The following is a 24,144-nucleotide window of genomic DNA, read 5'->3' on the forward strand; positions in this document are numbered from 1 at the left end:
GGGTGTCCTGGATGTCGAGGACGAGGCAGAGATCGGCCAGGGTCTTGGCCCGGTCGCGGTGCCGCACCGAATGCAGGATCAGCACCTCGATCGCCGACAGCCCGGGCACGCCGGCCGCCGCCATGCAGCGGACCATCCAGCGCGAGAAGGCATGGGAGGCCAGGATCAGGCCGAATTCGAGCTCAGACAGGGCCGGCGAGGCACCGGCGGCGAGATGGGCCGAGGACACGACGGCGCCGACGCCGCGCGGCTTGCGGTCCTTGCCGGCGGGGGCGGCCCCCGTCGTTCCGTCTCGCGTCATGCCGTCCCTGCCCGGAGTTTATTTGAAGACAAATTGTCGACATATCGTCGACGTCCTGTCAATCGCGGATCGGTGACGAAACCGGCCGAAGCCGAGAGCCGCGTGAGCCTGCGTCAGGCAACCGGGCGCGGCGTCGTCAGCGCGTCCCAGCCGGCCATAGCGCTGTCGATCACGGCCTGCAGCGCCGGGCAGCCGACGCCGTTGCGGGCCTGGATGGTCAGGCCGTTCAGCACGGTGGCGAAATAGGCGGCGATGGCGCCGGTGTCGGCCGCCTGCGGCACGTCGCCCTCGACCACGCCGCGGTCCAACCGCGTCTTGATCTGCGCCACCGACCGCCGCCCGGCCGCCTGCAGATAGTCGCGCACCTCCGGGCTGGCCGGGATGCCGACGGCCGACGCCAGCACGATCATGCAGCCGGGCGGCCGGTCCGGCGCGGTGTAGGCGGCGGCGTTCTCGCGCAGCATCGCCTCGATGCCGACGCGCGCCGTAGGCCCCTCCTCCAGCGAGCGGGAGGCCGAGCCGCCCTCGCCCGTCTCGTAGAGCTCGAGCGCCTCGCGGAACAGCGCCTCCTTGCAGCCGAAGGCGGCGTAGAGGCTGGGCGAGTTGATGCCCATCGCAGCGGTCAGGTCGGCCATCGAAGCGCCGTCATAGCCGCGCGCCCAGAACACCTCCATCGCCCGGCGCAGCGCGGCGGCCCGATCGAAGCTGCGGGGGCGGCCCCGTTCGGCCATCGCAATTCCTTTCTGTGATGTTCAATACATAATTCAGTCAACAGATGCCGGCAAGCGGGATACGAATTATGTATCGATCAACACATAAATGGAGTTCCCCCCATGTCCGGATTGTCCGGGAAGGTCGCGCTGGTCACCGGCGGCAGCCGCGGCATCGGCGCCGCGATCGCGGAGCGGCTGGCGCAGGACGGCGCCGATGTGGCGCTGACCTACTCCGCCTCGCCCGACAAGGCGCAGGCGGTGGTCGGGCGGATCGAGGCCCTCGGCCGGCGCGGCCTGGCGATCGCCGCCGACGCCACGGACGGCAAGGCGGTGCAGGCGGCGGTGGAGCGGACTGTGGCCGAGCTCGGCCGCATCGACATCCTGGTCAACAATGCCGGGGTCTTCCCCTACGGCCCGTTCGAGGAGGTCGGCGAGGATGAGCTGGACCGCGTCCTGGCGATCCATGTCCGCTCCAGCTTCCTGGCGGCGCAGGCGGCGGCCCGGCATATGGGCCACGGCGGGCGGATCATCTCGATCGGCTCCTGCCTCGCCGACTACGCCGGCGGGCCGAACACGACGCTCTACGTCATGACCAAGGCGGCGCTGACCGGGCTGACCCGCGGCCTGGCGCGGGATCTCGGCCCGCGCGGCATCACCTCCAACATCATCCATCCCGGCCCGACCGACACCGACATGAACCCGGCCGACGGGCCCGGCGCGGACGGGCAGCGCCAGGGCATCGCCCTCGGCCACTACGGCGAGGCTGCGGATGTCGCCGCCATGGTCGCCCATCTGGCCGGCGAAGGCGGGCGCTGGGTGACCGGCGCATCGATCGCGGTGGATGGCGGCATCAACGCCTGACGAAAAAAGGCCCGCCGCCGCGAGGCAGCGGGCCTCACAGGCTATGGCTTCATGCCTCAGGCGTGGGCATGCGGGGTGTGACGCCAGTCCCACAGCGCCCAGGCCGACAGGGCCACCGCCAGCACGCCGAGGACCACATGGGTCCACATGGCGTTCATGCTGGCGGCGAAGCCGAGCGCCCAGGGGGCGATGATCAGCCAGACGCCGAGCACCAGGTTCACCCATTCCTCCCATTCGGCGAAGGCCGAGAGCGTCGCGATCGCGAGCAGGCCGATCAGCACGGCCACGATCCACGCGTTCCAGGTGGGCATGGTCTCGCCCACGAAGCCGATCACCCAGGGAGATATGAACAGGACAACTGCCAAGACCAGATTGGCCCAGTCCTGCGGCTTCCTGTCTTCCGTCGTTGCAGCAGCCATGACCAACCTCCACTCGTGAAGATCAACCCAGCCACAACGCTTCGCGCAACAGCGCGGAGTCCTCAATGATCTGGTTTCGTTCGCCCCGAATTTCAAGGAGTCGGCAAGTTGAGGCCGCCCCGGCTATTCCGCCGGCACCTCGACCGGCCGCTTCCGTCCCAGCGTCGCCTGGGCCAGCACGAAGGCGATGACGGCGCAGGCGGTGATGCCCGCCACCATCGGCAGCGAGGTGCCGTCGAAGAACGGGCCCACGACCGCGATCACCACGGCGCCGGTGACGAATTGCAGCGTGCCCATCAGGGCCGAGGCGGTGCCGGCGACGGCGCCGTGATCCTCCAGCGCCAGCACCGAGGTGGTCGGGATGACGAGGCCGAGGAAGCCGTAGCCGACGAACAGCAGCCCAGCCAGCACGGCCAGTTGGTCGACCCCGGCCAAAGTGACGGCCAGCAGCACCACCATGGCGGCGGCGTAGCCAGTGACGGCGACCCGGACGATCCGGCCGAAGCCGAAGCGCGCGGCCAGCCAGGCGGTGCATTGCGACACGCCGATGAAGGACACGGCGTTGATCGAGAAGAACACGCTGTAGAGCCGCGGCGACAGGCCATAATGCTCGATCAGCACGAAGGACGAGTTGGCGAGATAGGCGAAGAAGCTGGCGATGCCGAAGGCGCCGATGAAGGTCAGGCCCAGGAACTGCCGGTCGGTCAGCAGCGAGCGGTAGGCCGACAGGGCGCCGGCGATGCTGCTCTCGACCCGGTGGTGCCGCGGCCGGGTCTCGGAGAGGCACAGCGCCAGCAGCAGGATGCCGAGCGCAGCCAGGACCGTCACGACCCAGAACACGCCGCGCCAGCCCGCCGCCTCGATCACGAAGCTGCCGGCCAAGGGCGCCAGGATCGGCGAGACGCTGAACACCAGCATCAGCAGCGACATCAGCCGCGCCGCCTCGGTGCCGGTGTGCAGGTCGCGCACCACGGCGCGCGGGATCACCATGCCGGCGCAGGCGCCGAGCCCCTGCACGAAGCGGAAGGCGATCAGCGTCTCGATATCCGGGGCGAAGACGCAGCCGATGCTGCCGGCCAGGAACACCGCGAGACCCACATAGAGCGGCAGCTTGCGCCCGAACATGTCGGAGAGCGGCCCGAACACCAGCTGACCGACGCCGAGCGAGATGAAGAAGGCCATCAGGCTGGCCTGCACCGCCTCGGTCCCAGCCCCGAGGCTGCGGCCGATCTCCGGCAGCGCCGGCAGATACATGTCGATCGCGAACGGCCCCATGGCGGTGAGCAGGCCGAGCACGATCGCGTAGCGCAGCAGCGACGAGGACATGAGCGGTCTTCCGGATGAAGGCCGGCGGACAGGGATGGTCCGGGCGGATGATGAGAGCGAGACGCGCGCCGCCTCTGCGGGCGATCGCTGCGACTCTCTGTCCAAAACTTTGGACAGTATTGTCCAAATCGTCAAGCCCCCTTAGGATGGGGCGATGCAGGAGTCGGAACAGATCGGACGGCCGATGCCGCCCCGGCGCGGCCAGGTCGCCAAGCACGCCTCGGTGCTGGACGCGGCTGCCGCCGTGTTCTGCCGCGACGGATTCGCCGGCGCCAGCATCGACCTGATCGCGGCCGAGGCGGGCGTGTCGCGCCAGACCATCTACAACCATCACGGCGACAAGGAGGCGCTGTTCGTCGCCGTGGTGCGGGAGATGACCGAGCGCTGCAATGCCGGCCTGTTCTCGACCCTGACCACCTTCCCAGACCGGCCCCGCGACCTGGAGGCGGAGATGGCCGCCTTCGCCGGCCGGCTGGTGCGCAACTGCCTGTACAACCGCGACGGCGGCGCGCTGCGCAAGCTGATCCAGTCGGAGGGCGAGCGCTATCCGGCGCTGTTCGCCGCCTGGCGCGAGCACGGGCCCGGCACCGCCTGGGCCGCGATCGCCGCCCGCTTCGCCAGGCTGGCCCACGCGGGATATCTGCGGATCGAGGACCCGGACCTGGCCGCGCGCCAGTTCCTGGCCCTGATCCATGCCGATTTCCACATCTCCCACATGCTCGGCACCAAGCCGGCGGAGGCGGAGATCGACGTTGGCGTCGCCAATGCCGTGCGCACCTTCCTGCGCGCCTTCGGCCCGGCCGCCCCGCCGCCACCCACCCCGGCGCAGCGGGCCCGCCCCAATTGATATTTCTTGCCGAAGCGAGGCCCCGTCATGGCGAGCCCCGAAAAGGGGCGTGGCCATCCAGGGCCGCTCGCACCGCCCCCTGGATGGCCACGTCGGCTTCGCCTCCTCGCCATGACGAGGAGGTCGGTGCGAGAACCCACGTCCGGTCGGATCTGCCCTGCGCCGATGGCTGGTGCGGATCGAAAGATCTGACATAACATCCAGTCTGACGCCGTCGACGTTCGCGCCCCGTAACCGATCGAGCGATCACTCATGTCCGCCCTGTTCTCCCTTCTCGCCCTCGGCCCGGTCTCGCTGCCCAACCGGATCGTGGTGGCACCGATGTGCCAGTATTCCGCCGATGACGGCAGCGCCACCGATTGGCACATCCAGCATTGGATGACCCTCGCCATGTCCGGCGCCGCGCTGGTGGTGGTGGAGGCGACCGGCATCGAGCGCCGCGGCCGCATCACCCATGGTTGCCTCGGCCTCTATTCCGACGCCAATGAGCGGTCGATCGCCCGTGCCCTGGCCGCAGCCCGCGCCGTCGCCCTGCCCGGCACCCGCTTCGGCATCCAGCTGGCCCATGCCGGCCGCAAGGCCTCGGCCCAGCGGCCCTGGGAGGGCGGCCGTGCCCTGGAGTCCGGCCAGGATCCCTGGCCGACCGTCGGCCCCTCCGCCCTGCCCTTCGATTCCGGCTGGCACACGCCCGAAGCGCTGGACGAGGCCGGGCTGGAGCGGGTGAAGGCCGCCTTCGTCGCCGCGGCCCACCGCGCCGTGCGGCTGGGCTTCGACGCCATCGAGCTGCACATGGCCCATGGCTATCTGCTGCATAGCTTCCTGTCGCCGCTGTCGAACCAGCGCGACGACCGTTGGGGCGGCGATGCCGAACGCCGGCGTGCTTTCCCGCTGGCGGTGGCGCGCGCGGTCCGCGACGCGGTGCCGGCCGGCATCGCGCTGGGCGTCCGGGTCAGCGCCTCGGAATGGGTCGAGGGCGGGTTCGGCGTCGAGGAGGCCGCGGTGCTGGCCGCCGAGCTGAAGGCCCTCGGCTTCGACTTCATCTGCGCCAGCTCCGGCGGCAACGCCGCCCAGGCCCGCATCCCGACCGGCCCCGGCTACCAGGTGCCGTTGGCCCGCGAGATCCGGCAGCGGAGCGGCTTGATCACCCGCGCCGTCGGGCTGATCGTCGACCCGCACCAGGCCGAGGGCATCGTCGCCCGCGGCGACGCCGACCAGGTGGCGCTGGCCCGCGCCGTGCTGGACGACCCGCGCTGGGGCTGGCATGCCGCCGAGGTGCTCGGCGCCGAGTTGACCCTGCCGCCGCAATACGCTCGCGCCGGCGTCAAGACCTGGCCCGGCCGCAAGCTGCTGCAGGCCGCGGAATAAGCAGAGAGGCCCGGAATGACTGACACCATCGCCGTTCCGGGCCTGACCGCCCCGGCCGAGATCCTGGTCGACCGCTGGGGCATCCCGCATCTGACCGCGTCCAGCCTGGACGACCTGTTCCTCCTGCAGGGCTTCAACGCCGCCCGCGACCGGCTGTGGCAGATCGACCTGTGGCGCAAGCGCGGCCTGGGCCTGCTGGCCGCCGATTTCGGCCCCGGATATCTGGCACAGGACATCGCCAGCCGGCACTTCCTGTATCGCGGCGACACGGCGGCAGAATGGGCCTCTTATGCCGAAGATGCGAAGTCGATCTGCACCCGCTTCGCCGCCGGCATCAACGCCTATGTCGGGCTGACCGAGCGCGAGCCGGACCGGTTGCCGCAGGAGTTCCGGCTGTTCGGCACCCGGCCGGCGCGCTGGCAGCCGGAGGATGTGGTCCGCATCCGCAGCCACGGCCTGACCCGCAACGCGCTGTCGGAGCTGGCCCGCGCCCATGTCCTGGCGAGGGCCGACGCCGCCACCGACCGGCTGCGCAAGACGGTCGAGCCGCCGGTCGAGGTCGGGCCGCTGCCGGGCTTCGACCCCGAGGCGGTGCCGCCGGACGCGCTGAAGCTGTTCCGCCTGGCCATGGCGCCGGTGACCTTCCCGCCCGAGCGGCTGGCAGCGACGCTGGACGAGGCGCCGCTGTGGCGGGTGGCCACCGATCTCGGCGAGGTGCTGCGGGCGCAGGAGTTCGAGGGATCCAACAACTGGGCGGTGGATGGCAGCCGCACCGCGACCGGCCGGCCGATCCTGGCCACCGACCCGCACCGCACCCATGCCGTGCCGTCGCTGCGCTACCTGGTCCACCTGACCGCGCCGGGCTTCGACGCCATCGGCGCCGGCGAGCCGAGCGTGCCCGGCATCATGATGGGCCACAACGGAACCGCCGCCTTCAGCCTGACCATCTTCGGCGCCGACCAGGAGGATGTGTATCTCTACGAGACGAAGCCGGACGATCCCGACGCCTATCGCTATGGCGATGGCTGGGAGCGGATGCGGACGGTGGAGGAGCGGTTCGCGGTCAAGGGCGCGCCGGAGCAGGCGCGGACCCTGCGCTTCACCCGGCACGGACCGGTGGTCCATGCCGATCCGGCGCGGCGCAGCGCGGTGGCGGTGCGGTCGGTGTGGTTCGAGCCGGGCTCGGCCGCCTATCTCGCCAGCCTGTCCGGTATGCGCAGCCGCAGCTTGGACGAGTTCCGGGCGGCGATGCGGCGCTGGGGCACGCCCTCGGTGAACCAGGTCTATGCCGACACCGCCGGCACCATCGCCTGGCTGCCGGCGGGCCACGTGCCGCGGCGGCCGAACTGGCGCGGCCTGGCGCCGGTGCCGGGCGACGGCAGCCATGAATGGGACGGCATGATGGACCCGGTGCTGATGCCGGCGCTGGTGAACCCTCCCGGAGGCTTCGTCGCCACCGCCAACGAGCTGAACCTGCCGCCGGACTGGCCGCATGACGACCGGCCGGTCGGCTTCGAATGGCTGGAGGACAGCCGGGCCGTGCGCATCCGCGAGGTCCTGGCCGGCCAGCACCACCACAGCCTGGCCGACTCCCAGGCGCTGCAGGCCGACACGCTGTCGGTGCCGGCACGTCGGATGCAGCGCCTGCTGGCGCCGCTCGAAGCGCGGGACGCGGACGCCAGGCGCGGCCTGGGGCTACTGCGCAACTGGGACACCCGGCTCGACGCCGGCTCCGCCGCCGCGGCGCTGTTCGAGCTGTGGTGGACGAAGCACCTGAAGCCGGCGCTGTTCGCCCGTCTGGTGCCCGACCCGGCGATCCGCCGGCTGCTGGCGCCGGGCGACGTCGCCGGCATCCTGGCGGCGCTGGAGGCTCCGGATGCGCGCTTCGGCGACGATCCCATGGGCGTCCGTGACGCGCTGTTGTTGGAGACCCTCGCCGAGGCTGTGCGGGACGCGACCCATCGCCTGGGCAGCGATGCGTCGGCCTGGCGCTGGGGCGACCTGCACCATGGCTATTTCGAACATCCGGCCAGCGCCGTGGCACCCAACCGCCGCGGCGAATTCGACGTCGGGCCGCTGCCGAAGAGCGGCAGCGGCTCCACCGTCATGCACGCCGCCTATCGCCCGGACGACTTCCGGGTCACCCATGGCGCCTCGGTCCGCATCGTCATGGATGTCGGCGACTGGGACCGCAGCACCTGCATCAACGCGCCCGGCCAGTCCGGCGACCCGCGCTCCCCGCACTACCGCGACCTCGCCCCGCTCTGGGCCTGCGGCGAGCAGGTGCCGCTGCTGTACAGCCGCGCGGCCGTGGAAGAGGCGGCGGAGCTGCGGATCAGGCTGGTGCCGCAGTCTTCGCACTGACGATTGGTGGAATGCCAACAGCCTTGAGATCAGCCCTCTGGTCCCTTCATCGTCATGGCGAGCCAGCGAAGCCGGCGTGGCCATCCAGGCCGGTGTCGCTGGATGGCCACGCCCCTTCGGGGCTCGCCATGACGAGTCGATACTTTAGCGAGTTGGTGTAAAGAAGACTGAAGGCCGTCGACATTGCGGAGGCTATCGGCATGGCTACCAAGAAGGCGACCGAGTGCCCTGACAAAGCCGAAACGCCGGTGCAGACAGCTGATCGCCTGCGCCGGAAACATGGTGTCAGCCTCAGCGAAAAAGCAGGTCGTCCCTTGCCGAAGAGTGTCTTCGACGAAATGTGGGCAAACACCCCTGACGGCGGCTCATCCGATCCGGCTCGCAAAGACGGCCTTAATCCGCCCAGTCCCTGATTGCCGATCCCGCCTTGACAGCCTTGCCGGCGCGGATGAAGATCGTTTGTATACGAACGAAATATCCGCCGGAGAACGGCGGGTCGTCGGAACAGGATCAGGCCAGGGAGTTCCCCTATGTACCTCCGGCCAGGCACGCTGGATGAGGCGGTGGCGGCGCTTTCGGCGCCGGGCGGCCGCATCCTGGCGGGCGGAACGGACATCTTTCCGGCGGCGGGAGACCGGCCGCTGGCCGGGCCGATCATCGACATCTCGCGGCTGGCGGAACTGGACGGCATCGTCCTCGGCGACGACCGCATCCGCATCGGTGCCCGCACCAGCTGGAGCAGCATCATCGCGACGCCGCTGCCGCGGTGCTTCGACGCGCTGAAGGCCGCGGCCCGCGAGGTCGGCTCGATCCAGATCCAGAACCTGGGCACCATCGCCGGCAACCTGTGTAACGCCTCCCCCGCCGCCGACGGCGTGCCGCCGCTGCTGGCGCTGGACGCCGCGGTGGAGTTGCGCTCCTGCGCCGGCACCCGCACCCTGCCGCTGTCCGACTTCATCGCCGGCAACCGCCGCACCGCCCGGCGCGACGACGAGATCGTTACGGCCGTCACCGTGCCACGGACGATCGATGCCGGTGCCTCCACATTCCTCAAGCTGGGCGCCCGTCGCTATCTGGTGATCTCGATCGCCATGGTGGCGGCGGTGGTCGAGGCCGGCGCCGACGGACGGGTCGCCCAGGCTCGGATAGCGGTCGGGTCCTGCTCCGCCGTCGCCCAAAGGCTGTCGGCGCTGGAGCAGGCGCTCGTTGGTGCCCCCGTTCAGCCCGGCCTCGGCGCGCTGGCCCGGCCGGAGCATCTGGCGCCGCTGTCGCCGATCGACGATGTCCGCGCCAGCGCCGCCTACCGCCTGGATGCGGCCCTGACCCTGGTGCGCCGCGCGCTCGATACCTGCGCCCTCGGCGCCGCGGCGGAGATCTGAGATGCTGGATGCCCGCCCCGTACTCGGCTTCACCCTGAACGGCCGCCCGGTGCAGGTGCCGGCCGACCCCGCCGGCCGGCTGACCCGCCTGTTGCGCGACGATCTGGGCCTGACCGGCACCAAGGTCGGCTGCGACGCCGGCGATTGCGGCGCCTGCACCGTGCTGCTGGACGACGCCCCGGTCTGCGGCTGCCTGGTCGCCGCCGGCCAGGTCGAAGGCCGCCGGGTCACCACCATCGAGGGGCTGCCGGCGCAGTCGCCCACGGCCTCCCGGCTGCAATCCGCCTTCCTGCGCCACGGCGCCGCCCAGTGCGGCATCTGCACCCCCGGCATGCTGGTGGCCGCCGCCGCCCTCTTGGACCGGACGCCGGAGCCGGGCGAGGCCGAGGTGATGGACGCGATCGGCGGCGTGCTGTGCCGCTGCACCGGCTATCGCAAGATCGTCGCCGCCATCCTGGACGCCCGCGCCGAGCCTGTTCCGGCTGAGGGGCCGCCCGCCGGCCATGCCGTCGGCGCCCGGATCGACCGGCTGGACGGCCGCCGCAAGGTCGAGGGCCGCGACGTGTTCGGCGCCGACGAGACCCCATCCGGCGCCCTGTCGCTGCGCGCCATCCGCAGCCCGCATCACCGTGCGCGCTTCGCCTTCGGCGACCTCGACGGCTTCGTCGCCGCCCATCCCGGCATCGTCCGCGTGTTCACGGCGAAGGATGTGCCGGGCGAGAACCGCTTCGGCGTGATCGGCCCCTTCGCCGACCAGCCGGCCTTCGCCGAGGGAGAGGCCCGGTTCCGCGGCGAGGCGGTGGCGGCGGTGGTCGGCGAGAGCTGGGCGATCGAATCGCTCGACCTGTCGGATTTCCCGGTCACCTGGGAGACGCTGCCGGCCCACACCACCATCGACGCCGCGCTGGCGCCGGGCGCCGACCTGGTCCATGCCGACCGCGCCGGCAACATCCTGGTGCGCGGCCGCGTCGTGCGCGGCGATGCCGAGGCGGCGCTGCAGGCGGCGGATGTCGTGGTCGAGGGCGAGTTCGAGACCGGCTTCGTCGAGCACGCCTATATCGAGCCGGAGGCCGGCTTCGGCCGCCGGGTCGGCGACCGGATCGAGATCCAGGCCTGCACCCAGGCGCCCTATATGGACCGCGACGACGTCGCGAAGATCCTTGGCATCGCGCCGGAGGCGGTGCGCATCATCCCGACCGCGGTCGGCGGCGGCTTCGGCTCGAAGCTCGACCTGTCGCTGCAGCCCTTCGTCGCGATCGCGGCCTGGCACCTGAGGCGGCCGGTGCGGATGGTCTATTCCCGCCCCGAGTCGATCATGACCACGACCAAGCGCCACCCGTCGCGGATGCGCGTCCGGGTCGGGGCTGCGCGCGACGGCAAGCTCGTGGCGATGGATTTCGCCGGCGACTTCAACACCGGCGCTTATTCCTCCTGGGGCCCGACCGTGGCCAACCGGGTGCCAGTGCACGCCTCCGGCCCCTATTACGTGCCGCACTACCGGGCCCTGACCCGCGCCGTGCACACCCATCTGGTGCCGGCCGGCGCCTTCCGCGGCTTCGGCGTGCCCCAGGCCGGGGTGGCGCAGGAGCAGCTGTATGACGAGCTGGCCGACCGGCTGGGGCTCGACCGGCTGGAATTCCGCATCGCCAACGCCCTGCGCCCCGACCAGCCGACCGTGACCGGCCAGGTGCTGGGCGAGGGCACCGGCATCCGCGCCTGCCTGGAATCGCTGCGGCCGCATTGGCGCCGCGCGCGGGACGAGGCCGCTGCCTTCAACCGGGCTGCCACCGGCCCGCTGCGCCGCGGCGCCGGCGTCGCCGGCATGTGGTATGGCTGCGGCAACACCTCGCTGCCCAACCCGTCGACCATCCGCGTCGGGCTGAAGCCGGACGGGCGGATCGCGCTGCACCAGGGCGCGGTCGATATCGGCCAGGGCTCCAACACCGTCGTCACCCAGATCTGCGCCGACGCGCTGGGCGCGCCGATCGACCGCTTCGACCTGGTCTCGGCCGACACCGACCTGACGCCGGACTGCGGCAAGACCTCGGCCTCGCGCCAGACCTTCGTCACCGGCAAGGCGGCGGAGCTGGCGGGCCGTGACCTGCGCCGCGCCTTGCTGCGCCTGGCCAATGCCGGCGAAGGCGCCGCCATCGCCTTCGCCGACGGCCGGGTGACGGTGACCGAGGGCGAGCATGCCCGCAGCCTCGACCCGGCCGCACTGCCGCAGGACGAGCGCGGCTATGTCCTGGCCGCCGAGGCCACCTTCGACCCGCCGACCAGCCCGCTGGACGCGGACGGCCAGGGTGTGCCCTACGCCGTCTACGGCTTCGGCGCCCACATGGCCGAGGTCGAGGTCGATACCGAACTCGGCACCGTCCGGGTGCTCAGGATCACCGCGGCGCATGATGTCGGCCGGGCGATCAACCCGACCCTGGTCGAGGGCCAGATCGAGGGCGGTGCCGCCCAGGGCCTCGGCTTGGCGCTGATGGAGGAGTTCCATCCCGGCCGCGGCGAGAATCTGCACGACTATCTGATCCCGTCGGCCGGCGACATGCCGCCGGTGGAATCGATCCTGATCGAGGACGCCGCCCCGGTCGGGCCCTTCGGCGCCAAGGGCATCGGCGAGCAGGCGCTGATCCCGACCGCCCCCGCCATCCTGAACGCCATCCACGACGCCACCGGCGTGCGCATCCGCCGGGTGCCGGCGACGCCGGACCGAATCCGCGCCGCGATCCTGGCGTCGCGGCAGAATCGAGACTGACATGTCCCAGCCCGCCGAGAAGACGGAAGACGGCCGCATCCGCTGCGATGCCTGCCCGGTGATGTGCTACATCAAGCCCGGCGCCGCCGGGGCCTGCGACCGCTACGCCAATCATGACGGCATCCTGGTCCGGGTCGACCCGCATGTGGTGCTGGACCGCACCCTGCAGCAGGGCGGCAGCGTCGTGCCGTTCAACCGCGGCGGCGGCGACTGGGACGGCAAGCTGGTGCGCGGGCCGGAGACCTTCGTCACCGCGATCGGCGCCGGCACCACCTATCCCGACTACAAGCCGGCGCCCTTCATCGTCTCGGCCGAGGTCGACGGCGTCGACATGGTCACGGTGGTGACCGAGGGCATCTTCAGCTATTGCGGCGTCAAGGTGAAGATCGACACCGACCGCCATCTGGGGCCGGAGCGCAGCCTGGTGCGGGCCCAGGGCGAGCCGGTCGGCCATGTCACCACCGGCGAGTACGGGTCGCAGATGCTGTCGCTGGGCGGCGTGCACCATCTGACCGGCGGCAGCAAGAAGGAAGGCCGGGTCACCTGCGACACGCTGCTGGAGCTGAGCAACGGCCGCGCGGTCGAGCTGACCATCGATGACGGCGCCACCGTGATCGTGCAGGCCGGCCGGCCGCCGATCGTCAACGGCGCGGCCGAGGAGCGGATGCGGGTCGGCTGCGGCTCCGCCACCATCGGCATGTTCGCCAAGCAGTGGCACGGCAAGGTCGACGAGGTGGTGGTGGTGGACGACCACATCACCGGCGTTCTGTCGGAGCACCAGGCCGGCAAGCTGCTGGGCATCCCCGACACCGGCATCCACATGAAGGGCCGCCGCTCCACCCCCGGCCGCTACTTCCAGGTGGCGCAGCCCGGCACCGGCTGGGGCGGCACCGACATCTCCGACCCGCTGTCGATCCTGGGCCCGTTCAACCCGAAGGTGGCGCGGCCCGGCCTGAGCATGCTGATGGTCAGCACCACCGGCGAGCATTTCGCCTATTACGTGCTGGACGACGAACTGAAGCCGGTGCAGCAGGAGCTGCCGGCGGCGCTGCAGCAGTCGATCGCGCGGATCGAGGAGAATTGCGAGCCGGCGCTGTGCACCGTGCTGTTCATGGGCGGCGCCGGCGGCTCGCTGCGCTCCGGCGTCACCGAGAATCCGGTGCGGCTGACCCGCTCGGTGAAGCAGGCGCTGACCTATGTCACCTGCGGCGGCGCCCCGGTCTATGTCTGGCCCGGCGGGGGGATCACCTTCATGGTCGACGTCACGCGGGTGCCGGAGAACGCCTTCGGCTATGTCCCCACCCCGGCCCTGGTGGCGCCGATCGAGTTCACCCTGCGCCTGTCGGACTACGAGGCTCTGGAGGGGCATATGGACCATGTCCGCCCCCTCTCCTCACTCGGCGTCGACATGGCGCGGCGGCAGGTGCCGGGCCATCGCGACAACCCCTGGCCCTTCGCGCCGGAAGGCGCGAAGCGCTCGCACGGCTGAGGCCGCCGGTGGCCCGCCTGCCGCAGATCGCGCTGCTGCCCGACGGGCGGCGCCTGCATCTGCAGGACGGGCCGATCGACCTGGTCGTCGAGGCCAGCGGGACGATGGAGACGGTACAAGCGGCCTATCAGGCGGCGGCGCGGCGCTTCACCGGTCTCTTGGACGAGCTGTGCGACGAGCTGGCGCTGCTCCGAGCCCCGGCCCGGCCGGATTCCTGCCCACTGACAGGCCCGGTCGCCCGCCGCATGCATGACGCGGTGGCACCCTACGCCGCCGACAGCTTCATCACCCCGATGGCGGCGGTGGCCGGCGCGGTGGCCGAAGCGGTGCTGGCGGCGATGGTCGCGGCGGCGCCTTTGGCCCGCGCCTATGTCAACAATGGTGGCGACATCGCCCTGCACTTGGCGGCGGGAGAACGCTTTACGATCGGTCTCGTCGACCGGCCGGACAAGCCCAGCTTGTTCGGCACCACGGTGCTGGCGGCCGAAGACGGGATCCGCGGCATCGCCACCAGCGGTTGGCGCGGCCGCAGCTTCTCGCTCGGCATCGCCGATGCCGTCACCATCCTGGCCGCCAGCGCCGCCGATGCCGATGCCGCCGCCACGGTGGTGGCCAATGCCATCGACCTACCCGGCCATCCCGCAATTGAGCGCGTCCCCGCCCGCGAGCTGCAGCCCGACAGCGACCTGGGCGACCGCCCGGTGACCCGCGGCGTCGGCCCGCTGCATCCGGCCGAGATCCACGGCGCCCTCGAGGCCGGCGCGGCCATGGCCGACACCCTGATTGCCCGCGGCCTGATCCGCGCCGCCGCCTTGCATCTGGCCGGCGAGACGCGGACGGTGGCGCTGGGCAGCCCGCCAACCCCTTCGCAAGCAAAGAGCCTGATCCATGCCTGAGGTCGAGATCCGCAAGCGCCTGGTCACCGTCGAGGAGATCTTCCACGAGGGCGGGCCGCCGGCCGCGACGCCGCTGCGGCGCGGCGCGATCATCGCCGTGATCCGCAACCCCTTCGCCGGCCGCTATGTCGAGGAGATCGCGGGCTTCATGGACGATCTGAAGCCGCTGGGCCTAGCCATGGCGCAGCAGCTGATTCAGGCGCTGGGCGGCGATCCCAAGGGCATCGAAGGCTACGGCAAGGGCGCCATCGTCGGCGCCGCCGGCGAGCTGGAACATGGCGCGCTGTGGCATGTCCCCGGCGGCTATGCCATGCGCGAGGCGCTGGGCGGTGCCAAGGCGATCGTGCCCTCGGCCAAGAAGGTCGGCGGGCCTGGCGCGCGGCTGGACGTGCCGGTGACCCATATCGACGCCTCCTATGTCCGCAGCCATTTCGACGCGATGGAGGTCGGCGTGCCGGACGGCCCGAAGGCGGATGAGATCGCGCTGGTGCTGGTGATGACCACCGGCGCCCGCATCCACGCCCGCGTCGGCGGGCTGAAGGCCAGCGAGATCAAGGGCGAGGACGGCCTGCGATGAGCGCGAAGATCCGCAAGATCGTCACCGTGGTCGAGGAGACGGTGACCGAGATGGGCCGGCCGGTCACCCCGCCGACCCGCCGCGCCGCCGCCGTGGCGGTGATCGAGAACCCCTTCGCCGGCCGCTATGCCGAGAATCTGACCGAGCTGTTCGAGATCGGCGAGGAACTGGGCGCGCTGCTGGCCGCGAAGGCGGTGGCGGCGCTGGGCATCGACGGGCCGGCGGCGGAAAGCTACGGCAAAGCCGCGGCGGTGGGCGAGAATGGCGAGCTGGAGCATGCCGCCGCCATCCTGCACCCGAAGCTGGGCACCCCTGTCCGCAAGGTGCTGGGCAAGGGCGCGGCGCTGATCCCGTCCTCGAAGAAGCGCGGCGGCCCCGGCGTGGCGCTGGACATCCCGCTGGGCCACAAGGACGCCGCCTATGTCCGCAGCCATTTCGACGGCATGGAGGTGCGCATCGCCGATGCGCCGCGGGCCGGCGAGATCGTGGTCGCGGTGGCGGTGACCGACAGCGGCCGCCCCCTGCCCCGGGTCGGCGGGCTAACCAAGGACCAGATCGAGGGGGAGGACGGCCTCCGCTGACGGATGCGCAGCGAGGGCGGCAAGGCCTGCGCCGCCCCCTCACCCGGAATCGCTGACGCGATTCAGACCTCTCCCCAAGGAGAGGTGAACATTCCCTCTCCTTGGGGAGAGGGAGAGCCCGACGCCGAAGGCGGCGGGAGGGGTGAGGGGGTGGAGCCGCCGCGGGTTGGACGATAAAAAACAAGGAATGGCTGAACCGGCCGGGACACGAAGGAGACAGGGATGAAAAGGTTTCACGTCGCGGCCGTGCTGGCGCTGGCCGCCGCGCTCTGGGGGCCGGCTTCGGCCGGGGCGCAGGAGATCAAGATCGGGGAGATCAACAGCTATTCCGGCCTGCCGGCCTTCACCGAGCCCTACCGCAAGGGCTGGCAGCTGGCGATCGAGGAGATCAACGCTGCCGGCGGCGTGAACGGCCAGAAGCTGGTCGTCGTCTCCAAGGATGACGGCGGCAAGCCGGCCGACGCCGTGACCGCCGCCAATGAGCTGGTCTCGTCCGAGGGCGTGACCATCCTGGCCGGCACCTTCTTCTCCAACATCGGCCTCGCCGTCTCGGACTTCGCCAAGCAGAAGAAGGTGTTCTTCATGGCGGCGGAGCCCCTGACCGACGCCGTCACCTGGGCCAACGGCAACCGCTACACCTTCCGGCTGCGCCCGTCGAACTATATGCAGGCGGCGATGCTGGCCGAGGAGGCGGCGAAGCTGCCGGCCAAGCGCTGGGCCACGGTGGCGCCGAACTACGAATACGGCCAGTCGGCCGTGGCGGTGTTCAAGCAGCTCCTGTCCGCCAAGCGGCCGGACATCGAATGGGTCGACGCGCAATGGCCGCCGCAGGGCAAGATCGACGCCGGCGCGGTGGTGCAGGCGCTGGCCGCGTCGAAGCCCGAGGCGATCCTGAACGTCACCTTCGGCGCCGACCTGGTGAAGTTCGTCCGCGAGGGCAACACCCGCGGCCTGTTCGAGGGCCGGTCGGTGGTCAGCTTCCTGACCGGCGAGCCGGAATATCTCGACCCGCTGAAGGACGAGACGCCGGAAGGCTGGATCGTCACCGGCTATCCCTGGTACGCGATCAAGTCGCCGGAGCATGACACGTTCCTGAAGGCCTACCAGGCCAAGTACAGCGACTATCCGCGGCTGGGCTCGATCGTCGGCTACACCACGATGAAGTCGATCGCGGCAATCCTGGCCAAGGCCGGGTCGGCCGACCCCGACAAGATGATCGCGGCCGCCGAGGGCATCGGCGTCGACAGCCCGTTCGGACCCGTCACCTTCCGCAAGATCGACCACCAGTCGACCCTCGGCGCCTTCGTCGGCAAGACCACGGTCGAGGACGGCAAGGGCGTGATGACCGACTTCCACTACCGCGACGGCGCCCAGTACCTGCCGTCCGATGCCGAAGTCGCCAAGCTGCGACCGGCGGAGTGAGCGACGCCGGCGCCGGCTGATGGGCCGGTGCCGCCCCCTCACCCGGAACCGCTCACGCGGTTCCGACCTCTCCCCGGGGGAGAGGTAAAAAATCCCTCTCCTCAGGGAGAGGGAGGGGCCCGACGCCGAAGGCGGCGGGAGGGTGAGGGGGGAGACCGGGTGCAACAATAAGGGAAGGGTCCACCCCTCCCCTCACAACAGGGACCGAACCACGTGGATTTCCTCGTCGCCCAGTTCCTGACCGGACTTGCCAGCGCCGCCTCGCTGTTCCTGGTGGCGTCGGGCCTGTCGATCATCTTCGGCGTGACGCGGATCGTGAACTTCGCGCATGGCGCCTTCTACATGCTGGGCGCCTATCTGGCCTACACCCTGACCGAGCGCTTCTCCGGCGCCCTCGGCTTCTGGGGCGGCCTCATCGTCGCCGCCCTGATCGTGGCGGCGCTCGGCGCGCTGCTGGAGATCGTGCTGCTGCGCCGGATCTACCGGGCGCCGGAGCTGTTCCAGCTGCTGGCCACCTTCGGCGTCACCCTGATGGTCGCGGACCTGGTGGTGCTGATCTGGGGGCCGGAGGATCTGGTCGGCCGCCGCGCGCCGGGCTTCCGCGGCGCGGTCGAGATCCTGGGCCAGAGGCTGCCGCTATACGATTTGTTCCTGATCGTCCTCGGCCCCGTGGTGCTGGGCCTGCTGTGGCTGCTGTTCCGCCGCACCCGCTGGGGCGTGCTGGTGCGGGCGGCGACGCAGGACCGCGACATGATCGCGGCGCTGGGCGTGAACCAGAAATGGCTGTTCACCAGCGTCTTCGCGCTCGGCGTGTTCCTGGCCGGCCTCGGCGGGGCGCTGCAGATCCCGCGCGACGCGGTGACCCACACGATGGATCTGCGCATCATCGTCGAGGTCTTCGTCGTGGTGGTGATCGGCGGGCTGGGCAGCGTGCCCGGCGCCTTCATCGCCGCGGTGCTGGTGTCGGAGCTGAACGCCTTCGGCATCCTGGTCTTCCCCACCATCTCGCTGGTGCTGGTGTTCCTGGTGATGGCCTGCGTGCTGGTGGTGCGGCCCTGGGGCCTGCTGGGCAAGCCCCAGGGCCCGGCACGGCCGACCATCGGCATCGCCATCCGGCCCTGGCGCCCCTTCGCCCCGGGCGAGCGCATCGCCCTCCTGGCCGCGCTGGTGATCGCGGCGCTGCTGCCGATGGTGGCCGGCGGCTATGCCCTGGCGGTGGCGTCCGAGATCGCGATCTTCGCCCTGTTCGCCGCCAGCCTGCAGTTCCTGATGACCACCGGCGGCCTCGCCTCCTTCGGCCATGCCGCCTATTTCGGCCTCGGCACCTATGGCGCCGCCTTCGCGGTCAAGGCGATGGGCCTGCCGATGGAGGCGGCGCTCCTGGCCGGGCCGCTGTTCGGGCTGCTCGGCGCGGCGCTGTTCGGCGCCTTCTGCGTCCGCCTGTCCGGCGTGTACTTCGCCATGCTGACCCTGGCCTTCGCCCAGATCGCCTGGTCGGTGGCGACGCAATGGGTCGAGCTGACCGGCGGCGACAACGGCATGCTGGGGATCTGGCCCTCCTCCTGGGCCGCCGGCCCCTGCGAATTTCTACTGGCTGTCGCTTGGGATCGCGGCATCGGCGGTCACCCAGCACGTTGCGGGTGCTGACCTTCTCGCCTTTCGGCTTCACCCTGCGCGGGGTGCGGGATTCGACCCAGCGGGCAGAGGCGATCGGCATCGGCCGGCCTAAGGTGCAATGGGCCGCCTTCCTGGTCGCCGGCACCATGGCGGGGCTGGCCGGGGCGCTGTTCGCCTTCCTCAAGGGCAGCGTGTTCCCGGACAATCTCGGGATCCCGCTGTCGATCGACGGGCTGGTGATGGTGCTGCTCGGCGGCATCGAGACCGTCTCCGGCGCCGTGGTCGGCGCCATCGTCTACAAGGCGCTCGCCATCTGGCTGGTCAGCCAGACCGACCTGTCGAAGCTGGTGCTGGGCGGCATCATCGTGCTGCTGGTGGTGGCCTTCCCCAAGGGCCTCGTCGGCTTCGCCGAGGAGTGGCGGGCGAGACGGCGGAAACCTCCGGCCCCGGTCTCGGCCGCGGCCTCCCGCATGGAGGCTGCGGAATGAGCGCACCTTTGCTGCAAGTCGAGGGCCTGGCCAAATCCTATGCCGGCGTCCAGGCGGTGCGCGGCGTCGACTTCACGCTCGAGGCTGGGGGCATCCTCGCCCTGATTGGCCCGAACGGCGCCGGCAAGAGCACCTGCTTCAACATGCTGAACGGCCAGATCCGCCCCGATGCCGGCCGGGTGAAGCTGGAGGGGCGCGACATCACCGGCCTGGCGCCGCGCCGGGTCTGGCGCCTGGGCGTCGGCCGCACCTTCCAGATCGCCGCCACCTTCGCCTCGATGACCGTGCGCGAGAATGTGCAGGTGGCGCTGCTGTCGCATCACCGTAAGTTCGGCCTCTCCTTCGCCGGCCGCGCCTTTCGCGACGAGGCCGATGCGCTGCTCGACCTGGTCGGCCTCGGCGACGCGGCGGAGCGGGCCTGCGGCGAGCTGGCCTATGGCGACGTCAAGCGGCTAGAGCTGTCGATCGCCCTGGCCAACGCGCCGAAGCTGCTGCTGATGGACGAGCCGACCGCCGGCATGGCGCCGAAGGAACGGGTGGCGCTGATGCGCCTGACCGCGGAGGTGGCGCGGCAACGGCGGATCGGCGTGCTGTTCACCGAGCATGACATGGATGTGGTGTTCGAGCATGCCGACCGGATCATGGTGTTGAACCGCGGCGCGCTGATCGCCGAGGGCTCGCCGGAGGACGTGCGCCGCGACCCGCAGGTGCGCGCGGTCTATCTTGGCGACGGACTGGTCTATGACGCCCGGCATCGGGAAGGGGCACCCGCATGACGCTCTTGGTCTCCGGCCTCAACGCCCATTACGGCCCGGCCCACATCCTGTTCGATGTCGGCTTCGAGGTCGGCGAAGGCGAGGTGGTCGCCTTCCTCGGCCGCAACGGCGCCGGCAAATCCACCACCTTCCGCTCGCTGGTCGGGCTGGTGCCGCGGCGTGAGGGCAAGATCCTGTTCCGCGGCGCCGACATCGCCGCGAAGCCGACGCATGAGGTCGCCCGCGCCGGGCTGGGCTATGTGCCGGAGGACCGCCGGATCTTCACCGACCTGACGGTGGAGGAGAACCTCGCCGTCGGCCTGCAGCCGCCGCGGCCGGGCGCGCCGACCTGGACGCCGGAGCGGCTGTACGCCCTGTTCCCCAACCTGGCCGAGATGCGCCGCCGCCCCGGCGGGCGGATGAGCGGCGGCGAGCAGCAGATGCTGACCATCGCCCGCACGCTGATGGGCAACCCGTCGCTGGTGCTGCTGGACGAGCCGTCGGAGGGCCTGGCGCCGAAGATCGTCGAGCAGATGGCCGACGCCATCCTGGCGATGAAGCGGGAGGGCCTGAGCGTGCTGCTGTCCGAGCAGAACCTGCATTTCGCGCGGCTGATCAGCGACCGCGCCTACATCATCGAGACCGGCCGCATCCGCTTCGGCGGCACGATGGCGGAGTTGGAGGCGCAGCCGGAGATCCGCGACGCCTATCTGGCGGTGTGATAGGAGACCGGCCATGAGCACCACCGCATCCGCCGCGCGCGGACAGGGCCAAGGCCCCTACATCCTCGACGACCAGATCGGCTTCATCCTGCGCCAGGTCAGCCAGCGCCACGCCGCGATCTTCTCTTCCGGCATCGGCGAGCAGGACCTGACGGCGACGCAATGGGCGGTGCTGGCCAAGCTGCTGGAGCGTGGCCCCTGTTCGCAGAACCGGCTCGGCCGCCGCACTGCCATGGACGCGGCGACGATCAAGGGCGTGGTCGACCGGCTGGGCAAGCGCGGCCTGATCGAGACCCGCCCGGACCCGGAGGACGGCCGCCGGCTGGAGGTGGCCCTGAGCCCCGCCGGCCAGGCCCTGGCCGAGCGCATCCTGCCGCTGGCCCACCGCATCACCGCGGAGACGCTGGCGCCGCTGACCGAGGCGGAGCGGACGGCGCTGATCGACCTGCTGCGCAAGCTGAGCTAGGCTCTGTCTAGGGGAACATGTCGTGTCCCGAAAGGTCAGCGAGGGTATCCGTGCTCCGATCCGATGCGACAAGAAGCATGCACCCGAGGACGCATTTGATCGGCTGAAAGCCGAGCTTCAGCACGCCTTCGCCGCACCCGAGTCGTCCTACCAGCCGCTGACTCCGGTCGAGATCATCGAGCGAAACCGGAAACATTAATCCGTCATGGCGAGCCCCGACGGGGCGTGGCCATCCAGCGGCACCAATCCCTGGATGGCCACGGCGCTGCGCGCCTCGCCATGACGGAAGAGGATTGGAAAGCCGATCTCAAAAAGCGCGGCCGCCCTACCCCCGCACCACCACCGGCACCCGGGTCGCCGGGGGGGTGTTGCGGCTGCGCTGGCTGCGCACCACGCCGTCGATCACGGTCATGCCGACGCCCGGCAGGTCGCCGAGCCGCACGCTCTCCAGGATGGAGGTGCCGGCGGAATGCTGGGCGGTGTCGAGGAAGACGAAATCGGCCGACCAGCCGGGCTCGATGATGCCGGCGTCGAGCTTGCGCATCCGCGCGGTGTTGCCGGTGGCAAAGCAGAAGGCGGTCTCGGCTGGCACGTCGCCGAGCGATGACAGCATCGCCACCATGCGCAGGATGCCGAGCGGCTGGACGCCGGATCCGGCCGGCGCGTCGGTGCCCAGGATCACCCGCTCCAGCTGCCCCATCTCCTTCGCCGTGCGCAAGGTGAACAGGGCGGCCCGCTCATTGCCGTTGTGCACCAGTTCCAGCCCGCGCTTGCAGCCCTCGCAGATGCAGCGGATCTGGCCGTCCGGCAAGGCGGTGTGGCCGCCATTGATGTGGCCGACCACATCGGCGTCGGTCTCCAGCACCACATCCTTGTCGATCAGGCCGGAGCCGGGAATCGACGGGCCGCCGGTGTGGATCGTGCTCTGGATCCCGTATTTCCGGGCCCAGCCGACCATGCGATTGGCGGTCGGCCCGTCCTTGACGCCGCCGAGGCCGATCTCGCCGAGCAGGGTGACGCCGGCAGCGGCCAAATCCTTGAAGTCCTGCTCCTCCATCTCCTTCTCGATCACCGGCGCGCCGGCATGGATCTTCACGCCGGAGGGACGGAAGGCGGAGAAGCTGCGCTGCGCCGTGACCGCCAGGGCCTTCAGCCCGATCACGTCGCGCGGCCGGCCGGGCAGATGCACCTCGCCGGCCGAGATCATGGTGGTGACGCCGCCATGCAGGCTGGAATCGATCCAGCCGATCTGATTCTGCCGCGGCGTCCAGTCGCCGATCACCGGATGGACATGGCTGTCGATCAGCCCGGGCGCCAGCGTCGTGCCATGGGCGTCGATCAGGGTGGTGGCGCCTTCGGTGTCGACATCCTTCTCGCGCCCGACCTCGGTGATGCGGCCGTCGACCGCGACCACGGTATCGGCGTCGAGGATCGGCGCCTCCAGCTTGCCGCTGAGCAGCAGCCCGATGTTGCGGATCACCAGCTTGGCCGGGCCGGCCGGCTTCTGCGGCTCGTCATGCGCCATGAGGACGTTCCTTCGTCGCTGCCCCCAGTCCGGGGCGCCTCGCCTGTCGCGGGCGGTTGACAGCTCAGCCGCTCGCATTTATTGTTAGTATACAAACAAATTATGCCGCAGCAAGGCCGCCTTGCAAATTTCGCCGGAAGAATCTACATGCATCGGCTCGACAGCGGCGGAGCTATTTCCCACATTCTGCGCGTAGTCGCGAGCGAAGGGTGACGAGGCATGAGCAACTTCAATGAGGAGCGCGTTGTCAGCGTCCATCACTGGACCGACACGCTCTTCAGCTTCAAGACGACCCGCAACCCGACGTTCCGCTTCAAGAACGGCCAGTTCACGATGATCGGGATTCCGGTCGACGGCAAGCCGCTCCTGCGCGCCTACAGCGTCGTCAGCCCGAATTACGAGGACGGGCTCGAGTTCTTCTCGATCAAGGTGCAGAACGGGCCGCTGACCTCGCGGCTGCAGCACCTGAAGGAAGGCGACCCGGTCATCGTCGGCCGCAAGGCCACGGGGACGCTGGTGCTCGACAACCTCAAGCCCGGCCGCAATCTGTATCTGCTCGGCACCGGCACCGGCCTGGCGCCGTTCCTGAGCCTGATCCGCGACCCCGAGACCTATGAGCGGTTCGAGAAGGTGGTCCTGCTGCATGGCTGCCGCCAGATCGCCGAGCTGGCCTATGGCGAGCTGATCACGCAGGAGCTGCCGCAGGACGAGTTCCTGGGCGAGGAGATCCGCGGCAAGCTGATCTATTACCCGACGGTGACGCGCGAGCCGTTCCGCAACCGCGGCCGCATCACCGACCTGATCACCTCGAACAAGCTGTTCGAGGATATCGGCCTGCCGCCGCTGGCGGTCGAGCATGACCGCGTCATGCTGTGCGGCAGCCCGCTGATGCTGGCCGACCTCAAGGTGATCCTGGAGGAGCGCGGCTTCGTCGAAGGCAACCACGGCGAGCCCGGCGACTACGTCATCGAGAAGGCCTTCGTCGAGAAGTAAGCGCCGCCGAGGCCACAGCGAGATATAGGGCCGTCGGAGCGATCCGGCGGCCTTTTTCGTTCTCCCTTTTCCGCCAAAGCGGGGACCTCTTCGAGGTCATGACGAGATCCCGTGTCTGCGCAGCAGCACTGCGGGCCGCAGCGCGCACGGGATGACTGATGAAATCATTGTAACATGAAGATTCACGCATAGACCGCCATATGCATGCAGGAAGCGTGCATGGCCCCTGTTCTTCGCCCCCCGTTTCGCACGGAACGGCCATGCCTCCGCTGGTATC

The 24,144-nt window shown here is 70.4% G+C and carries 23 protein-coding genes; 18 read left to right on the plus strand and 5 right to left on the minus strand.

Going from position 1 to position 24,144, the window contains the following annotated elements; translation table 11 throughout:
* The coding region (locus FFK22_RS24780; RefSeq protein WP_143956869.1) for a winged helix DNA-binding protein at nucleotides 1-301 on the minus strand (301 nt) is incomplete at its 3' end.
* A gap of 113 nt (nucleotides 302-414) precedes the next feature.
* Entirely contained in the window at nucleotides 415-1,032 is a 618-nt protein-coding gene (locus tag FFK22_RS24785) for a TetR/AcrR family transcriptional regulator (protein WP_138888711.1), read from the minus strand.
* A gap of 102 nt (nucleotides 1,033-1,134) precedes the next feature.
* Between FFK22_RS24785 and FFK22_RS24790 the strand changes: the two genes are divergently transcribed.
* Complete coding sequence (locus FFK22_RS24790) at nucleotides 1,135-1,875, plus strand: SDR family NAD(P)-dependent oxidoreductase (RefSeq protein WP_138888712.1); 741 nt, start codon at nucleotides 1,135-1,137, stop codon at nucleotides 1,873-1,875.
* A 56-nt stretch (nucleotides 1,876-1,931) separates the two neighbouring features.
* On the opposite strand, the gene FFK22_RS24795 is transcribed toward FFK22_RS24790, so the two are convergent.
* Both FFK22_RS24795 and FFK22_RS24800 read right to left on the minus strand, forming a co-directional pair.
* Nucleotides 1,932-2,294, minus strand: coding sequence for an SPW repeat protein (locus tag FFK22_RS24795; RefSeq protein ID WP_138888713.1), 363 nt, complete (start codon nucleotides 2,292-2,294; stop codon nucleotides 1,932-1,934).
* Between the two features lie 123 nt (nucleotides 2,295-2,417).
* On the minus strand, nucleotides 2,418-3,620 hold the full coding sequence (locus FFK22_RS24800) for a multidrug effflux MFS transporter (protein ID WP_138888714.1): 1,203 nt from the start codon (nucleotides 3,618-3,620) through the stop codon (nucleotides 2,418-2,420).
* Nucleotides 3,621-3,774: 154 nt separating this feature from the next.
* On the opposite strand from FFK22_RS24800, the gene FFK22_RS24805 reads away from it, so the two are divergent.
* The 16 genes from FFK22_RS24805 (at nucleotide 3,775) to FFK22_RS24875 (ending at nucleotide 21,349) form a co-directional block, all read left to right on the plus strand.
* The gene (locus FFK22_RS24805) at nucleotides 3,775-4,467 is read left to right on the plus strand and encodes a TetR/AcrR family transcriptional regulator (protein ID WP_221938829.1); all 693 of its coding nucleotides are present in this window, start codon (nucleotides 3,775-3,777) and stop codon (nucleotides 4,465-4,467) included.
* 252 nt (nucleotides 4,468-4,719) lie between these two features.
* Nucleotides 4,720-5,832, plus strand: a complete 1,113-nt coding sequence (locus tag FFK22_RS24810) for an NADH:flavin oxidoreductase/NADH oxidase (protein WP_138888715.1) — start codon at nucleotides 4,720-4,722, stop codon at nucleotides 5,830-5,832.
* 15 nt (nucleotides 5,833-5,847) lie between these two features.
* Nucleotides 5,848-8,196, plus strand: a complete 2,349-nt coding sequence (locus FFK22_RS24815) for a penicillin acylase family protein (RefSeq protein ID WP_138888716.1) — start codon at nucleotides 5,848-5,850, stop codon at nucleotides 8,194-8,196.
* Nucleotides 8,197-8,396: 200 nt separating this feature from the next.
* Nucleotides 8,397-8,609 (plus strand): hypothetical protein, encoded by a 213-nt coding sequence (locus FFK22_RS24820; protein WP_138888717.1) that lies wholly within the window; start codon nucleotides 8,397-8,399, stop codon nucleotides 8,607-8,609.
* A 117-nt stretch (nucleotides 8,610-8,726) separates the two neighbouring features.
* Nucleotides 8,727-9,575 carry a xanthine dehydrogenase family protein subunit M gene (locus FFK22_RS24825; protein ID WP_138888718.1) on the plus strand — a complete coding sequence of 283 codons (849 nt, stop codon included), beginning with the start codon at nucleotides 8,727-8,729 and terminating at the stop codon, nucleotides 9,573-9,575.
* Between the two features lies 1 nt (nucleotide 9,576).
* Entirely contained in the window at nucleotides 9,577-12,336 is a 2,760-nt protein-coding gene (locus FFK22_RS24830) for a molybdopterin cofactor-binding domain-containing protein (RefSeq protein ID WP_138888719.1), read from the plus strand.
* Between the two features lies 1 nt (nucleotide 12,337).
* Complete coding sequence (locus FFK22_RS24835; protein ID WP_138888720.1) at nucleotides 12,338-13,825, plus strand: 6-hydroxynicotinate reductase; 1,488 nt, start codon at nucleotides 12,338-12,340, stop codon at nucleotides 13,823-13,825.
* Between the two features lie 8 nt (nucleotides 13,826-13,833).
* Nucleotides 13,834-14,721 carry a UPF0280 family protein gene (locus FFK22_RS24840; protein ID WP_138888721.1) on the plus strand — a complete coding sequence of 296 codons (888 nt, stop codon included), beginning with the start codon at nucleotides 13,834-13,836 and terminating at the stop codon, nucleotides 14,719-14,721.
* Nucleotides 14,714-15,298 (plus strand): amino acid synthesis family protein, encoded by a 585-nt coding sequence (locus FFK22_RS24845; protein ID WP_138888722.1) that lies wholly within the window; start codon nucleotides 14,714-14,716, stop codon nucleotides 15,296-15,298. Before FFK22_RS24840 ends, FFK22_RS24845 begins: the two co-directional genes overlap by 8 nt.
* A complete protein-coding gene (locus FFK22_RS24850) occupies nucleotides 15,295-15,879 on the plus strand; it encodes an amino acid synthesis family protein (RefSeq protein ID WP_138888723.1) in 585 nt (194 codons plus the stop codon). Before FFK22_RS24845 ends, FFK22_RS24850 begins: the two co-directional genes overlap by 4 nt.
* A 222-nt stretch (nucleotides 15,880-16,101) precedes the next feature.
* On the plus strand, nucleotides 16,102-17,301 hold the full coding sequence (locus FFK22_RS24855) for an ABC transporter substrate-binding protein (RefSeq protein ID WP_138888724.1): 1,200 nt from the start codon (nucleotides 16,102-16,104) through the stop codon (nucleotides 17,299-17,301).
* A 213-nt stretch (nucleotides 17,302-17,514) separates the two neighbouring features.
* Entirely contained in the window at nucleotides 17,515-18,948 is a 1,434-nt protein-coding gene (locus tag FFK22_RS24860; RefSeq protein ID WP_221938830.1) for an ABC transporter permease, read from the plus strand.
* Nucleotides 18,942-19,406: a branched-chain amino acid ABC transporter permease gene (locus tag FFK22_RS43960; RefSeq protein ID WP_221938831.1), complete on the plus strand. Its 465-nt coding sequence runs from the start codon at nucleotides 18,942-18,944 to the stop codon at nucleotides 19,404-19,406. The genes FFK22_RS24860 and FFK22_RS43960 overlap by 7 nt, the downstream gene beginning before the upstream one ends.
* Nucleotides 19,403-20,182 carry an ABC transporter ATP-binding protein gene (locus tag FFK22_RS24865; RefSeq protein ID WP_138888726.1) on the plus strand — a complete coding sequence of 260 codons (780 nt, stop codon included), beginning with the start codon at nucleotides 19,403-19,405 and terminating at the stop codon, nucleotides 20,180-20,182. The genes FFK22_RS43960 and FFK22_RS24865 overlap by 4 nt, the downstream gene beginning before the upstream one ends.
* Nucleotides 20,179-20,883 (plus strand): ABC transporter ATP-binding protein, encoded by a 705-nt coding sequence (locus FFK22_RS24870; protein ID WP_138888727.1) that lies wholly within the window; start codon nucleotides 20,179-20,181, stop codon nucleotides 20,881-20,883. The genes FFK22_RS24865 and FFK22_RS24870 overlap by 4 nt, the downstream gene beginning before the upstream one ends.
* Nucleotides 20,884-20,896: 13 nt before the next feature.
* On the plus strand, nucleotides 20,897-21,349 hold the full coding sequence (locus FFK22_RS24875; protein ID WP_138888728.1) for a MarR family winged helix-turn-helix transcriptional regulator: 453 nt from the start codon (nucleotides 20,897-20,899) through the stop codon (nucleotides 21,347-21,349).
* A gap of 325 nt (nucleotides 21,350-21,674) precedes the next feature.
* Here the strand turns inward: FFK22_RS24875 and FFK22_RS24880 are convergent, their stop codons facing one another.
* Nucleotides 21,675-22,874, minus strand: coding sequence for an amidohydrolase family protein (locus FFK22_RS24880; RefSeq protein ID WP_138888729.1), 1,200 nt, complete (start codon nucleotides 22,872-22,874; stop codon nucleotides 21,675-21,677).
* 219 nt (nucleotides 22,875-23,093) lie between these two features.
* Between FFK22_RS24880 and FFK22_RS24885 the strand changes: the two genes are divergently transcribed.
* Entirely contained in the window at nucleotides 23,094-23,867 is a 774-nt protein-coding gene (locus FFK22_RS24885) for a ferredoxin--NADP reductase (protein WP_138888730.1), read from the plus strand.
* Nucleotides 23,868-24,144 lie beyond the last annotated feature (277 nt).

It is taken from the genome of Mycobacterium sp. KBS0706 (assembly GCF_005938675.2).
Classification (GTDB): domain Bacteria; phylum Pseudomonadota; class Alphaproteobacteria; order DSM-16000; family Inquilinaceae; genus Inquilinus.